Consider the following 14,626-nt stretch of genomic DNA (forward strand, 5'->3'; position numbering starts at 1 on the left):
GGCGGCCGAATTGGGCGGTGACCCGGAGATGAAAAGGAAAACGGCCGGATTCTCCGCAAATGCGGGTTACAGTGTCTCTATGCCTACTTTTCGCGTCTCGGAAGCCGCCCGGTTCCTCGGCGTCAGCGACGACACCGTCCGCCGCTGGACCGAAAACGGGAGCCTCACGCCGCTCAGGGATGAATCGGGCCGGCTCGCCGTGGACGGGCTCGAGCTCGCCACCCTGGCCCGGGAGCAGGCGAAACTGCCCGAGGACCCTGCCCGTGCCGGGAGTTCGGCCCGGAACCGCTTCGTCGGACTGGTCACGGCCATCACGGCCGACACCGTCATGGCCCAGGTGGAGCTGCAGTGCGGGCCCTTCCGGGTGGTGTCGCTGATGAGCAGCGAGGCGGTCCGCGAACTCGGCCTGGAACTGGGCTCCGTGGCCACCGCCGTCGTGAAAGCCACCACGGTGATCATCGAAAGCCCGCATGGAAGGGCCCTCGTATGAGCAGGCTCCGGAAGGCCGCCGCCCTCCTGCTGGCGGGAGCCCTCGCAGCGGGGACCGCCGCCTGCGCCGCACCGGCCGGCGGGGGAGGGGCGGAGAAGAACCTGACAGTGTTCGCGGCGGCCTCGCTCAAGGCGCCCTTCACTGCCCTGGCCCGGGAGTTTGAGGCCGGCCACCCCGGAACCAAGGTGGTTCTCAGCTTCGCCGGGTCCGCCGACCTCGCCACGCAGCTCAGCCAAGGCGCACCCGCGGACGTGTTCGCCTCCGCGGACCTGAAGAACATGGCCAAGGTCGCCGACGCAGGCTTGGTGGCAGGCGCGCCCCGGAACTTCGCCAGCAACGTCCTGGCCATCGCCGTGCCTCCGGCCAACCCCGCGGGCATCGGCTCCTTCGCGGATCTGGCGAAACCCGGGGTCAAAGTGGTGGTGTGCGCGGCCCAGGTCCCGTGCGGAGCGGCGGCGAAGTCGGTCGAGGGGAGGAGCGGCGTGGCCCTGAAGCCCGTCAGTGAGGAATCCTCCGTCACCGACGTGCTGGGCAAGGTCACCTCGGGAGAAGCCGACGCCGGACTCGTCTATGTCACCGACGTCCGGGCGGCCGGGAGCAAGGTCAGGGGGATCCCGTTCCCCGAGGCGGCCGCCGCCGTCAACCATTATCCGATCGCCGCGCTGAAGACCAGCAGAAACCAGGAGCTCTCGGACGCCTTCGTTTCGCTGGTCACCGGAGCCGGGGGCCGGAAGGTCCTCGCCGACGCGGGCTTCGGCAGCCCGTGACGCGCCACGGCTACAGCGGCATTCCGCGCTGGGTGCTGGCCATCGCCGCGGCCGGGGCGCTGTTCGTCCTGCTGCCCCTCGCCGCCATGGTCGCCAGGGTCAACTGGCCGCAGTTCGTCCCGCTGCTCACCTCGGAAGCCTCGCTCACGGCCCTGGGGCTCAGCCTGCGCACGGCGGCGGCGAGTACGGTGCTCTGCGTGCTGCTCGGCGTCCCGCTGGCCCTAGTGCTGGCCCGGGGCGCCTTCCCGGGCCAGCGGCTGCTGCGCTCGTTCGTGCTGCTGCCGCTGGTGCTGCCGCCGGTGGTGGGCGGCATCGCGCTGCTCTACACCTTCGGCCGGCAGGGCCTGCTGGGCCGGAGCCTCGAGGTGGCCGGCATCCAGATCGCGTTCTCGACGACGGCGGTGGTGCTCGCCCAGGCCTTCGTCGCGCTGCCCTTCCTCGTGGTGAGCCTCGAAGGTGCGCTGCGCTCCGCGGGCAGCCGTTACGAGGCGGTGGCGGCAACCCTCGGCGCCCGTCCCACCACGGTGCTGCGCCGTGTCACCGTACCGCTGGTCCTGCCGGGCCTCGCCTCAGGGGCCGTGCTCTCCTTCGCCCGCAGCCTCGGCGAATTCGGCGCTACCCTCACCTTCGCCGGCAGCCTCCAGGGCGTCACCCGAACCCTGCCGCTGGAAATCTACCTGCAGCGCGAGACCGACGCCGACGCCGCCGTCGCGCTGTCGCTGCTGCTCGTCGCGGTGGCGGTCATCGTCGTCGGGCTCAGCTACCGCGGACCGGCCGCGGCCGGCCGCCGGGCGGGCAGCCCCGCGGCCGCCGGGCAGGTGCGGGGATGACGTTCACGCTCGACGCCGCCGTCGCCGCCCGCGGATTCGACGTCTCGCTGAGCCTGGCGGACGCGGAGACGGTGGCCGTGCTCGGGCCGAACGGGGCCGGGAAGTCCACCCTGCTCTCCGTGGTCGCGGGCCTGCTCCGCCCCGATGCCGGGCGGGCGCAGGTGGACGGCCGGATCCTCTTCGAGCTGGGACCCGGGCAGAACACCTGGACCGCGCCGCACCGCCGCGGCATCGCCCTGCTGGCCCAGGAGCCGCTGCTGTTTCCGCATCTGACGGTCCTCGAAAACGTTGCCTTCGGCCCCCGGAGTGCCGGGGCCCCGAGGGCCCACGCAAGGCGGACGGCCCGGCGCTGGCTGGCGGAGGTCGATGCGGCGGACCTCGCCGGACGGCGGCCCGGGGAACTTTCCGGCGGTCAGGCCCAGCGGGTCGCGGTGGCCCGGGCGCTGGCCGCCGATCCCGGGCTGCTCCTGCTGGACGAGCCGATGGCCGCCCTAGACGTCCATGCGGCCCCGCTGCTGCGGCGGCTGCTGAAGCGGGTCCTGGCCGGGCGCCGGGCCATCATCGTCACGCACGATGTCCTGGACGCCTACATGCTCGCCGACCGCGTGATCGTGCTGGAACAGGGCCGGATCACCGAGGACGGCCCCACCCGGGACGTGCTCCAGCGGCCCCGCAGCCGCTTCGCCGCCGGGCTGGCCGGGCTGAACCTCGTGGCCGGCACCGTCACCGCGGCCGGGCTCCGGACGGCCGCGGGCCAGGAATTCGCCGGCCGGCATGAGGATCCGGCGGTTCCCGGCCAAAGCGGCGTGGCGGCCTTCCCGCCGTCGGCCGTCTCAGTCTTCCTCAGCGAAGCACACGGCAGCCCGCGCAACTCCTTCCCGGTCACGGTCACCGACCTGGAACCGCACGGCGACCAGATCCGGGTCCGGGCCGGGGAACTGTCCGCGGACGTCACGCCCGCCGCGTCGGCGGACCTTGGCCTGGCGCCCGGAGTGGGCGTCTACTTCGTGGTCAAGGCGGCGGCGGTGTCGATTTACCCGGCGTAGGGGCACTGGAGTGCCGGCCGGGTCTAGGCCACGCCCCGGGCCCGGCGCCTCTGGGCCACGCCCCGGTATCAGCCGGGCCGGCCCCACGGCCTAGGCTGGAGAGAGGCCCGCCCCGCAACCAGGAGGAATCTCGTGCAGAACAACCCAGCCCCAGCCCATGGACGCACCGCACTGGTGGTCGGAGCCAGCGGCATCGCCGGGTCCGCCCTCGTCACCCTCCTTGGGGAAGCAGGCTGGGACGTCTTGGCCCTGTCCCGCGGCGTCGTTGCCCGTCCCGGGGTGCGGCCCGTTAGTGCGGACCTCAGCTCACCGGAGAGCCTTACGGCCGCGCTGGCGGGCGAAAGCCCGACCCACGTGTTCTTCACCGCCTGGTCGCGGCAGGACACCGAACGGGAAAACATCGAAGTCAACGCCGCGCTGCTGCGGAACCTGCTTAACGCCCTGCGCGACAGCCCGGTGGAACACGTCGCCCTGATGACCGGGCTGAAGCACTATCTGGGCCCCTTTGAGGCCTACGCCGCGGGGGAAATGCCGGACACGCCCTTCCATGAGGAGGAACCGCGGCTGCCGGTGCCCAACTTCTACTACGCCCAGGAGGACGAACTGTGGGCCGCGGCCGAACGCCAGGGGTTCAGCTGGTCGGTTCACCGTGCGCACACGGTCATCGGCCACGCGGTGGGCAACGCCATGAACATGGGGACGACCCTCGCGGTACAGGCGTCACTCTGCAAGGAGCTGAACCGGCCGTTCATCTTCCCCGGCTCGGAGACGCAGTGGAACAGCCTCACCGATATGACCGACGGTGGACTGCTGGCAGAGCACATGCTCTGGGCAGCCACCGCGGAGTCGGCAGGCAATCAGGCGTACAACATCGTCGACGGCGACGTCTTCCGCTGGCGCTGGATGTGGCCGCGCCTTGCCGCATATTTCGGCGTCGAAGCCGTTGGCTTCGAGAACGAACCCAGGCCGCTGGAAGAGCAGATGCGGGGCATGGAAACGGTGTGGGCAGATTTGGCCGCCCGGCATGGACTCGCCGAACCGGACCTCGCGCGGGTCTCCTCGTGGTGGCACACCGACGGCGACCTGGGACGCAACATCGAGGTGCTGGCCGACATGAGCAAGAGCCGCCTCGCGGGCTTCACCGGATACCGCCGGACCCTGGACTCGTTCACAGTGCTCTTTGACCGGCTCCGGGCGGACCGGCTGATCCCGTAGCCGCCGGTTACTTGGGTTGGGTTTCCTGGTCCTTGCTGCCCTGGGCCTTGTTCCGCACCGGGTGCTGGCTGACGATCGAGACGCGGTTGAAGGCGTTCATCGTGATCGCCAGCCAGCTGATGGCGGAGAACTCGACGTCGGTGAGGTGCCTGCGCGCCCGGCCTCCGTCGCGCTCGCGGGCCTCGGCGTCGGAGATGTTGGTGATCGCCTCGGCCAGAGTCAGGGCCGCACGTTCCTTTTCGCTGAAAAGGGTGGTGTCGCGCCAGGCCGGGAGCACCGCCAGGCGCTGGGCTGATTCACCGTTCTTGACCGCGTCCCCCACGTGAAGGTCCAGGCAGAAGGCACAGCCGTTGATCTGCGAGATGCGGACGTTCAGCAACTCGATCAGCGTCTGGTCCAGCCCTGCCTCCTCCGCGGCTTCCTTGGCCTTCAGGCCCAGGCCGTTGAGCGCGCGCCACGCGGCGGGGTGCGCCTTGTCCAGGAAAACGCTGCGGGTGCTGTGCCCGGGTGCCGGAGTCTCATCCATGACTCCCAGATTACAGAGGTCCGGCCAGTACCGCCCGCGCGTCATGTGACAAAGTTGTCAAACGTGTGACAAGCTTTGCGTGTAGCCATAATTCGATCCGGTGGTCGGTTCCTTGGGGGAGCCGACCGCCGGATCGCTTCTTTTTTGCGGGACATGTCCAACCCTCGACGCCTGCCGCCGCGCATGCCCCCTCTCCCCGCGGCCGCCCCGGGGACATGCCCAACCCTTGGCACGAAGAATGGACATAGTGGGATTATGCCCACCGTTCGAGGCCGGGGATGGGCATGTCCGTCCTCCGGGGGAGCAGCCCGGGGTCAGGGCAGGGCGTGTCCGGCGATGCGTGCCACTTGCGACCCCGCGGCCACCAGGGCTTCCGCATCGCTGGCCACGATTACGCCGGCAAAGTTGTCGGCATAGTCGCCCAGGTCCTCGTGGACGGAGCCGACGACGGCGTACACGGGCGTCGTGCCGCTGCGGGCCAGGATGGCGGCGATGATCTTGCCTTGGCCGGTCTGGGAGTCCAGCCGGCCCTCCCCGACCACCACCGCGGTGCTGGCGGCGGCGTGGGCCTCGAAGCCGAGCAGGTCCAGCACATGGTCGGCGCCTGAGACCAGGCTGGCCCCGTACTTCGCCCACATGCCGCCGGAGAAGCCGCCGGCGGCCCCGGTTCGCTCCAACGGCCGGGGGTCACGGCCCAGTTCGCGGGCAAACCCGTCCGCCAGCTCGTCGAGCCGCCACGTGAGTACCTCCACCGTGGCCGGGTCCGCGCCCTTCTGCGGGCCGAAGACCCGGGCGGCGTCGGCGAAGCGGGTGGTCACGTCGCTGAGCACCACCACCTCGGCGCCGTCCAGGCCGCCGCGCTCCTCGATGGCGGCGATGGCCCCGGCCCCGCCGTCGGTGGTCGCGGAGCCGCCGGCCGCCACCAGCACCCGCCGGCCACCGAGCCGGACGGCCTCCGCCATCATCACCCCGGTGCCGTACGTGCTGGCGCGGAAGGGGTCCCGGTCGCCGGTGCTGGGCAGGTTCAGGCCGCTGGCGAACGCGAGCTCGACGACGGCGGTGCCGTCCGGCGCCAGCGCGATGACCGCCTCGACGTCGTCGCCCCAAGGTCCCACCGTGCGGACCCGGACCGGCCGGGCGTCGAGGCCCCGGACCAGCACGTCGAAGGTCCCCTCGCCGCCGTCGGCCACCGGCAGTTGGACGGCGGCCGCCCCGGCCGCGCGGATCCCGGCAGCGATGTGGGCGCAGACGTCCGCTGCCGGGAAGGTCCCCTTGAAACTGTCCGGGGCAACGAGGATGCTCACCGGCCTAGAATCCCACTTTGTCGCGGCCCTTGAGCTGCAGCATTTCGCGGGCCTCGTCCGGGGTGGCGATCTCGAAGTTGAGCGCCTCCAGGATGGTGCGGATCCGGGTGACCTGCTGGGCGTTGGACGTGGCGAGCTGGCCGGGGCCGATCCAGAGCGAGTCCTCCAGTCCGACGCGGACATGCGAACCCATGGCCGCACCGATCGTTGCGAGCGGCATCTGGTTCTTGCCGGCGCCCAGGATGGACCACTGGTAATCATCGCCCAGCAGCCGGTCAGCGGTGCGGCGCATGTGCATGAGGTCTTCCGGGTGGGCGCCGATCCCGCCGAGCAGGCCGAAAACGGACTGGACGAACAGGGGGCCGCGGGCCAGGCCGCGGGCGTGGAAGTGGGCCAGGTTGTTCAGGTGGGAGATGTCGTAGCACTCGAATTCGAACCGGGTGCCGTTCTCGTTGCCGATGCCGAGGATGGTTTCAATGTCCTGGAAGGTGTTCTTGAAGACCAGGTCGCGGCTCTTATCGAGTCCTTCGCGCTCCCACTCGTGGCCGAAGTCCGTGAAACGGTCCAGCATCGGGTAGAGGCCGAAGTTCATCGACCCCATGTTCAGCGAGGCCAGTTCGGGCTTGAACAGCGCGGCAGGCTGCATGCGCTCCTCCACGGTCATGTGGGGGGAGCCGCCGGTCGTGATGTTGATGACGGCGTCGGTATTGCGCTTGAGCTTGTCCAGGATCGGGGCGAAGTGCTCCGGGTCCTGCGAGGGCCGGCCGTCCTTCGGGTCGCGGGCGTGCATGTGCACGATCGCGGCGCCGGCCTCGGCGGCACCGATCGCGGCGTCGGCGATTTCATCCGGCGACACCGGCAGGTGCGGGGACATGGACGGGGTGTGGATGGCGCCGGTGACGGCGCTGGTGATGATGACTTTGCGTGCAGCAGCCATGGGGGTCGCTCCTTCGGGGCTCAGTAAAGCTTTTCGGTGTTGCCGTCGACGGCGAGGGCCTGGCCGTTGACGTTGCGGGCCAGGTCGCTCGCGGCGAAGGCGGCCATGTTCGCGATGTCCTCCGCCTCGATCAGCCGGCCGAGGGAGGACTGGTTGTGATAGAGCTCGGAAACCTGGTCCGCCGGGAGGTCCAGCATCTGCGCCTTGGCCGCGATGACGGCGTCGATCCGGGGCCCGTTGACGGCGCCGGGGCAGATCGCGTTGACCCGGATCCGGTCCGGTCCCAGTTCGATTGCGAGCGTCTTGGTCAGCCCGACGACGGCCCACTTGGACGCGGAGTAGGCGCTGCGCCCGGCCATGCCGAGCCGTCCCGCCGCGGAGGAGAGGTTCACGATCGAGGCGCCGGTGCCCTGCCGGAGCAGGGGCAGCGCGTGCTTGATGCAGTAGAACTGGCCGTGGATGTTGACGTCGAAGGTGGCCTTCCAGGCGGCGGCGTCGAGGGTTTCGAGCGGGCCGGTGGGGCCGGCGATGCCGGCGTTGTTGACCAGCACGTCCAGCCCTCCTAGTTCGTCGGCCACGGTGGTCATGAGGGCGCGCACCTGGGCTTCGTCGGAGACATCGCTGACCGCAGCGGCGAGGCCGTTGACGCGGGCCTTCTCGACGGCGTCGGGGTCAATGTCGGTGACGAAGACGGCGGCGCCGAGTTGCTGGAACTTGCTCGCGATGGCCAGGCCGATGCCGTTGGCGCCGGCGGTGACCAGAACGCGTTTTGCGGTGAAATCCATGGGTATTCCTTGCGGTGGTGGTTCGGTGAGCCGCTCCGCCGGCGCGCAGGGGCGCCGGCAGAGCGTTGGCGGTGGAGCGTTCGGTGGCGGCCGGCGTCGGGCGCTTAGTGGGCAGCGGGGACGACGTCGGGCTTCTCGGTGCCGCGCTTGAGCATCAGGGACAGCAGTGCACCGATGATGCACATGCCCACGATGAACCACAGGCCGGAGAGCTTGGAGCCGGTGGCATCCTGCATGAAGCCCATGACGTAGGGGCCGAGGAAGCCGCCGAGCAGGCCGATGGTGTTGACGAACGCGATGCCGCCGGCGAGGGCGGCGCCGCTGAGGCGGGTGGCCGGGTAGGTGAAGAGGATCGGCTGCAGGGCGAAGAAGTTGAAGGCTGCCAGGCAGAAGCCGATCATGCCGAGCAGCGGGCCGCCGACGGCGCCGAGCGCGAAGCCGGCGATGATGCCGATCATGGTGCCGGTGACCAGGAGGCGGGAGCGTTTGCCGTCGGTGGCGAAGCGGGGAACCAGCAGCGCGCCGGCCGCGGAGAAGATCCACGGGATGGCGGTCAGCAGGCCGATCTGCAGCGGGTTGAGCTTGCCGTAGGTGCCGATGATGGAGGGCAGGAAGTAGGACAGGGCGTAGACGGCAATCTGGTGGGTGAAATAGACGCCCACGACCAGGAGGATCTGCTTGTCTTTCAGGACGTCGCGGAGGCGGTGGTTGCCGGAGGCTTCCGCGCCGGCCTTCTCTTCGGCGGCGATCCGGGCCTCGAGGTCGGCGGCCTCCTCGGGGCTGAGGAACGTGGCTTTGCTGGGCCGGTCCGGGAGCTTCTTCCAGACGACGTAGGCCAGGACGCAGGCCGGCAGGCCCTCGACGAGGAACATCCACTGCCAGCCGTGCAGGCCGCCGAGGCCGTCCAGGGTCAGCAGCAGCCCGCCGAGCGGGGCTCCGACGATGTTGGCGATCGAGACGCCCAGCAAGAACATGCCGTTGGCCTTGGCGCGGTCCTTGACCACGAACCACTGGGTCAGGAAGTACATAACGCCTGGGAAGAGCCCGGCCTCGGCGACGCCGAGCAGCATCCGCATGATGTAGAAGGACCACTCTCCCTGCACGAAGGCCATGCCGGCCGAGATGATGCCCCAGGTGATCATGATCCGCATGATCCAGAAGCGTGCGCCCACCTTGTGCATGATCAGGTTCGAGGGGATTTCGGAGAGGGCGTAGGTCAGGAAGAACAGGCCGGCGCCGATGCCGTAGGCGGTGGCGGAGATGCCGAGGTCAATCTCCAGGCGGTCCTTGGCCATACCGATGTTGGTGCGGTCCAGGAACGCCATGATGTAGGCGCCGATCAGCAGCGGCATGACTCGGCGCAGGATCACGCCGTTAATTTCCTGCGGTGTGCGCATCTTCGTTGGTGCGGATACAACTGACATGGGTCTTCGTCCTTGAATTGAGGTCAGGATTGATGGTCAGGGCGGACAGCGGGCAGCGTTCAATCGGCAGCCGACGCTGCGAGGTGGTGCGTTTGGGGAGTTGCGGTTGGTGTGGTGACTAGGTGAGGGCGGGGGTACAGCCGCAGGTGCGGCCGATATGGAGGCGGTGCCGGCACACCAGCGAGGTGTAGTTCCGGGACGGGGCTTCGATGCGTTTGAGCAGCATGGCGAAGGCCTCATGGGCCATCTCCTGCTGCGGCTGGACAATGCTGGTCAGGTTGATCAGTCCGGAGCGGCTGTGCGGCAGCCCGTCGCAGCCGGCCACGGCCACGTCCTCCGGGATCCGCAGGCCCCGCGCCAGGGCGTACTCCATCACGCCGATGGCGAGCTCGTCGCTGCCGCAGACCACTGCCTGCGGCGGGTTTCCGGAGGCGAAGAGACGTTCCGCGGCCAGCCGGCCGCCTTCGTTGTTCACCCGGGTGCTGATCTTGCGGTCCCCGCTGATGACGACGCCGGCGGCGGCCGCCGTCCGCACGAAGGCCTGTTCCCGGGCCAGTGAAGCGGTGGAAAAACGGGGGCCGATCACGGTGGCGATCTCGGTGTAGCCGTGGGCGAGCATGTGCTGCATCAGCAGCGTCGCGGCGGCGTCGTCGTCGATCCCGACAAAGTCTGAATCGAGGAAGTCCGCCCGGCGGGACAGGCAGACGTAGGGGATCCGGGCGGACCTCAGGGTGCGGAGGGCGCGCGCATCGTCCCGGAGCGAGGCGGCGAGGATGACGCCGTCCACGTTGCGGTTCGCGAGCGTGGACGTGACCTGGGCGAGGACCTCCGGATCGTCCTGGGTGGTGGCGACAAAGACCTCGTAGCCGGAATCGGCTGCCGCGGAAATGACGCCCTGCGCCCAGCGCGGGAACATCGGGTTGATGATGTTGGGCAAGATCAGGCCGATCACGCGGGTGCGCTGCAGATCGGTGGACTGGGAGGACTTACGGGGCCTGAAGCCCAGCTCGTTCGCCACGTGGATGATGTGGCGCCGGGTCTCCGGCGAGACACCGCCCTTGCCGTTGAGGACGTAGGACACCGCGGCGGAGGAGACGCCGGCCGCGCGGGCCACTGCGGCTGCTGATACCGGCGCAACGGGGCCATCGGCGGCAACGGTGGTGGCCTGTTCCTGCATTCTGACCCTCCTTCGCGTCGGTTTCGGTCCCTGTGACCTCAGTTACAGTAATTAGCCCGCGCATCGTTAAGCAACGTTAAGTGATGTGGGGTGGGATGTCCGGGTGTGGCATCCGGTCCGACGGACATGCTCTGGCCTGGGTTCGCTCGGTTTCCGCAGCCAGCCCAACGGACATGCCCATCCTTGGACTCGGCCAGTAGACATATCCGGACTATGTCCATTCGTAGGCGCGAGGAATGGGCATGTCCGGACGCTCCAAGGGCTGAGGCCGGGCATGCCCAGCGCCCCGAGCCAAGGATGGGCATGTCCGGAAGCTCGAAGGGTGGCGGCTGAGCATGCCCAGCGCCCCGCGCGAAGGATGGGCATGTCCGGACGCTCGAAGGGCTGAGGCCGGGCATGCCCAGCGCCCCGCGCGAAGGATGGGCATGTCCGTAAGGACGCCCGGCCGCGCCGGAGGACTCCGGCCCTAGACAGCAGTTTCGCCGTGGGCAAACATGGAGCTAAAGGAGCCAATTCCAAAGTTGAGCGGGCTAGACTCAACTTTGACGACAGTTTTATCCCGGAAGGAGCTCTCTTTGGACGCGAAATTCACTACCAAGAGCCAGGAGGCTCTTTCGGCAGCAGCCATGAACGCCTCGACGGCCGGAAACCCGCAGCTGGAACCGGCCCATCTGCTTAAGGCGCTCATGGACCAGCGCGAGGGGGTCGCCGTCGCGCTCCTCCGCGCCACCGGAACCGATCCGGATGCCGTCAGCGTCCAGGCCAGCTCCGCCATCAAGGCCCTCCCCTCCACCTCGGGCGGCTCCGTGCAGCAGGCCCAGCTTTCCCGCGCCGCGATGCAGGCCATCAAGAACGCGCAGAACGAGGCGGAACGGCTCGGCGACACCTTCGTCTCCACCGAGCACCTGCTGCTGGGCCTCGCCTCCGGCAGCGACGACGTCGGGCGGCTGCTCCGCGATGCCGGCGCCTCCCACGAGGCGCTGCTCGCAGCGCTGCCCGGGGTCCGCGGCGACCGCAAGGTGGACAACGCCGACCCCGAAAACACCTTCCAAGCGCTGGAGAAGTTCGGCACCGACCTGACCGCGATCGCGCGCTCCGGCAAGCTGGACCCGGTGATCGGGCGCGACGCCGAGATCCGCCGCATCATCCAGGTCCTCAGCCGCCGCACCAAGAACAACCCGGTGATCATCGGCGAACCCGGCGTCGGCAAGACCGCCGTCGTCGAAGGCCTGGCCCAGCGGATCGTGGCCGGCGACGTGCCCGAGAGCCTGCGCGGCAAGACCCTGGTTGCCCTGGACCTGGCCTCGATGGTGGCGGGCGCCAAGTACCGCGGCGAATTCGAGGAGCGGCTCAAGGCGGTGCTGGAGGAGATCAAGAGCTCCGAGGGCCAGATCGTCACCTTCATCGACGAGCTCCACACCGTGGTCGGCGCGGGCGCCTCCGGGGACAGCTCGATGGACGCCGGCAACATGCTCAAGCCCATGCTCGCCCGCGGTGAACTCCGGCTGATCGGCGCCACCACGCTCGACGAATACCGCGAGAACATCGAAAAGGACCCGGCGCTGGAACGCCGCTTCCAGCAGGTCTTCGTCGGCGAACCGAGCGTGGATGACACGATCGGCATCCTGCGCGGACTGAAGGAACGCTACGAGGCGCACCACAAGGTTTCCATCTCCGACTCCGCCCTCGTGGCCGCGGCGACCCTGTCCAACCGGTACATCTCCGGCCGGCAGCTGCCGGACAAGGCGATCGACCTCGTCGATGAGGCCGCGTCCCGGCTGCGGATGGAGATCGACTCCGCCCCGGAGGAGATCGACCAGCTGCGCCGCCAGGTGGACCGGCTGACCATGGAGGAACTGGCCCTGGCCGGCGAGACCGACCCGGCCTCGGTGGAACGCCTTGCCGCTCTGCGCGCCGACATGGCGGACAAGAAGGAGGAGCTCGCGGCCCTGAACGCCCGCTGGGAGACCGAGAAGGCGGGCCTGAACCGTGCCGGCGACCTGCGCGCCAAGCTGGATGAGCTGCGGTCCGCGGAGGAAAAAGCTGAGCGCGAGGGCGACTTCGAGACGGCGTCCCGGATCCTCTACGGCGAGATCCCGGCCCTGGAACGTGAACTCAAGGCCGCGGCCGAGGCCGAAGCGGCCGTGACCGACAAGTCCGGGCAGATGGTGGCCGACGAGGTGACCGCGGATGACATCGCCGAGGTGATCTCCGCGTGGACCGGCATCCCGGCCGGGCGCATGCTGCAGGGCGAGAGCCAGAAGCTGCTGGAGATGGAGCGCGTCCTGGGCGAACGGCTGATCGGCCAGACCAAGGCGGTCACCGCCGTCTCCGACGCCGTGCGCCGGGCCCGCGCCGGTATCAGCGACCCCAACCGGCCCACCGGATCCTTCCTCTTCCTGGGCCCGACCGGCGTCGGCAAGACCGAGCTGGCCAAGGCGCTCGCGGACTTCCTCTTCGACGACGAGCGGGCCATGGTGCGGATCGACATGTCCGAGTACTCGGAGAAGCACTCCGTGGCGCGGCTGGTCGGGGCGCCTCCGGGCTACGTGGGCTACGAGGAGGGCGGCCAGCTGACCGAGGCTGTCCGCCGTCGTCCGTACTCCGTCCTGTTGCTCGACGAGGTGGAGAAGGCCCACCCGGAGGTCTTCGACATCCTCCTGCAGGTGCTCGACGACGGCCGCCTCACCGACGGCCAGGGCCGCACCGTGGACTTCCGCAACGTGATCCTGGTCCTGACCTCCAACCTGGGCAGCCAGTTCCTCGTGGACCCGAACCTCGACGCCGCTGCCAAGCGGGATGCGGTCATGGCCACGGTGCACGCCTCCTTCAAGCCCGAATTCCTGAACCGGCTCGACGAGGTGGTGCTTTTCGACCCGCTGAGCGTCGAGGAACTCGCCGAGATCGTCGAGCTGCAGGTCAAGGAGCTGGGCGAACGGCTCAAGGGCCGCCGCCTGACTCTCGAAGTATCGGAAGGCGCGCGGGCCTGGCTGGCCGTCACCGGCTTCGACCCTGCCTACGGCGCCCGGCCGCTGCGCCGCTTGGTGCAGCGGGAGATCGGAGACCGGCTGGCCAAGTCCATCCTGGCCGGCGAGATCGCCGACGGCGACACGGTCCTGGTGGACACCGCCCCGGATCTGATGGAGCTCACCATGGGCGGCGCGGACGTGTCCGCGCGGCCCGACGGCGGAGCGTCCACCGGCAGCGGGCTCTCGGTCCGCCGCAAGGAGTAACGCAAGGAGTCACGCCGCGAACGGCAAGGGCCGCCCGCCGGATTCCACCGGCGGGCGGCCTTTTCGTTGAATGTCAGCTCTGCTGGCCCGGGGCTTTGCCGGTTCCCGCCATAAGGGCGAAATATCCCGGAACGCTTTGGCGGGCATTCTCGGACCTCATGGGGACCACCTCGATGCTGATCGGGCCGTCCTCGATGAGCTGCCAGTCCGCGTCCGGGAACAAGGCGTGGCGTTCGCGGGCACCGAAGCGGCCCGGCCGTGGCAGGTTTTCCAGCGCCCGGCGCAGCTGGCGCGGTACGTTCTCTCGGGTGGCCCCGAGCTCCGCCAAATAGTCGAGGCTGTTGCCGGGGAAATTGGTTTCCGCCAAAAAGATCCGGCCCTTGTCCCCGACTGCCGTCCGCAGGTTTTCCACCATGGCGGCTTGCTTGTCGGGTTTCAGGACGTGAAAGACTCCGCGGACGAAGACGTTGACGGGGCCCAGCCGCTCCAAGCTAAGTCCTCCCGTGCCTGTATCCGCAGCATCCAGGACCATAAACTCCGCATTGGGGACATCTTCTGCTTCCGCAGCCGCTCTGTCGATTGCGCCGGCGGACACATCGATTCCGATCACCCGTGGAAAAAGCCCGGCCAGCCACCGGGTGTACGTCCCATTGCCGCAACCCACGTCAACGACCGGAAGAGCCGGATCAAAGTGGGCGCGGATCAGATCGGCGTACTGCCCGCGCTCCGTAGCGGAATCGGCGTCCCAGAGAACGTCTCCGGCCCTGCCCGTCGTGTCGATGCCCTTCCAGTACTTGTCCCAGGCGGCATGCGGATCCCTCGGTGCCCGGGATGCGAGACGAACCACTGTCGGGATAAGCCGCATGCGGTCCCAGAGCTTTGCCATGCCGTC

General features: G+C 69.2%; 13 protein-coding genes. 6 read left to right on the plus strand and 7 right to left on the minus strand.

Annotated elements, in window-relative coordinates:
* Window positions 1-79 precede the first annotated feature (79 nt).
* The 5 genes from AC1DGE_RS03720 (at window position 80) to AC1DGE_RS03740 (ending at window position 4,348) form a co-directional block, all read left to right on the plus strand.
* Window positions 80-490 (plus strand): TOBE domain-containing protein, encoded by a 411-nt coding sequence (locus tag AC1DGE_RS03720; RefSeq protein ID WP_441416635.1) that lies wholly within the window; start codon window positions 80-82, stop codon window positions 488-490.
* Window positions 487-1,257, plus strand: a complete 771-nt coding sequence (gene modA, locus AC1DGE_RS03725; RefSeq protein ID WP_476916930.1) for a molybdate ABC transporter substrate-binding protein — start codon at window positions 487-489, stop codon at window positions 1,255-1,257. The genes AC1DGE_RS03720 and modA overlap by 4 nt, the downstream gene beginning before the upstream one ends.
* Window positions 1,254-2,087 carry an ABC transporter permease gene (locus tag AC1DGE_RS03730; protein WP_441416637.1) on the plus strand — a complete coding sequence of 278 codons (834 nt, stop codon included), beginning with the start codon at window positions 1,254-1,256 and terminating at the stop codon, window positions 2,085-2,087. The genes modA and AC1DGE_RS03730 overlap by 4 nt, the downstream gene beginning before the upstream one ends.
* Entirely contained in the window at window positions 2,084-3,133 is a 1,050-nt protein-coding gene (locus AC1DGE_RS03735; RefSeq protein ID WP_441416638.1) for a sulfate/molybdate ABC transporter ATP-binding protein, read from the plus strand. The genes AC1DGE_RS03730 and AC1DGE_RS03735 overlap by 4 nt, the downstream gene beginning before the upstream one ends.
* Window positions 3,134-3,265: 132 nt before the next feature.
* On the plus strand, window positions 3,266-4,348 hold the full coding sequence (locus AC1DGE_RS03740; protein ID WP_476916931.1) for an SDR family oxidoreductase: 1,083 nt from the start codon (window positions 3,266-3,268) through the stop codon (window positions 4,346-4,348).
* A 7-nt stretch (window positions 4,349-4,355) separates the two neighbouring features.
* Here AC1DGE_RS03740 and AC1DGE_RS03745 read toward each other — a convergent pair whose 3' ends face one another.
* The 6 genes from AC1DGE_RS03745 to AC1DGE_RS03770 all read right to left on the minus strand — a co-directional run bounded on the left by AC1DGE_RS03745 (window position 4,356) and on the right by AC1DGE_RS03770 (window position 10,501).
* A complete protein-coding gene (locus AC1DGE_RS03745) occupies window positions 4,356-4,874 on the minus strand; it encodes a carboxymuconolactone decarboxylase family protein (RefSeq protein ID WP_476909240.1) in 519 nt (172 codons plus the stop codon).
* Window positions 4,875-5,188: 314 nt separating this feature from the next.
* Complete coding sequence (locus AC1DGE_RS03750; protein ID WP_476909241.1) at window positions 5,189-6,178, minus strand: glycerate kinase; 990 nt, start codon at window positions 6,176-6,178, stop codon at window positions 5,189-5,191.
* Between the two features lie 4 nt (window positions 6,179-6,182).
* Window positions 6,183-7,115, minus strand: coding sequence for a 3,5-dioxohexanoate:acetyl-CoA acetone transferase (gene kce, locus AC1DGE_RS03755; RefSeq protein ID WP_476916932.1), 933 nt, complete (start codon window positions 7,113-7,115; stop codon window positions 6,183-6,185).
* A 20-nt stretch (window positions 7,116-7,135) separates the two neighbouring features.
* Window positions 7,136-7,900, minus strand: a complete 765-nt coding sequence (locus AC1DGE_RS03760; protein WP_476909243.1) for an SDR family oxidoreductase — start codon at window positions 7,898-7,900, stop codon at window positions 7,136-7,138.
* A 104-nt stretch (window positions 7,901-8,004) separates the two neighbouring features.
* Window positions 8,005-9,324 carry an MFS transporter gene (locus AC1DGE_RS03765; RefSeq protein ID WP_441416644.1) on the minus strand — a complete coding sequence of 440 codons (1,320 nt, stop codon included), beginning with the start codon at window positions 9,322-9,324 and terminating at the stop codon, window positions 8,005-8,007.
* A 118-nt stretch (window positions 9,325-9,442) separates the two neighbouring features.
* Window positions 9,443-10,501 (minus strand): LacI family DNA-binding transcriptional regulator, encoded by a 1,059-nt coding sequence (locus tag AC1DGE_RS03770; RefSeq protein ID WP_476891929.1) that lies wholly within the window; start codon window positions 10,499-10,501, stop codon window positions 9,443-9,445.
* A gap of 575 nt (window positions 10,502-11,076) precedes the next feature.
* Between AC1DGE_RS03770 and clpB the strand changes: the two genes are divergently transcribed.
* The gene (clpB, locus tag AC1DGE_RS03775; protein ID WP_476916933.1) at window positions 11,077-13,734 is read left to right on the plus strand and encodes an ATP-dependent chaperone ClpB; all 2,658 of its coding nucleotides are present in this window, start codon (window positions 11,077-11,079) and stop codon (window positions 13,732-13,734) included.
* Window positions 13,735-13,807: 73 nt separating this feature from the next.
* Here the strand turns inward: clpB and AC1DGE_RS03780 are convergent, their stop codons facing one another.
* Window positions 13,808-14,620 (minus strand): class I SAM-dependent methyltransferase, encoded by an 813-nt coding sequence (locus AC1DGE_RS03780; protein WP_476909246.1) that lies wholly within the window; start codon window positions 14,618-14,620, stop codon window positions 13,808-13,810.
* Window positions 14,621-14,626 lie beyond the last annotated feature (6 nt).

It is taken from the genome of Arthrobacter sp. 05N425, from assembly GCF_056397125.1.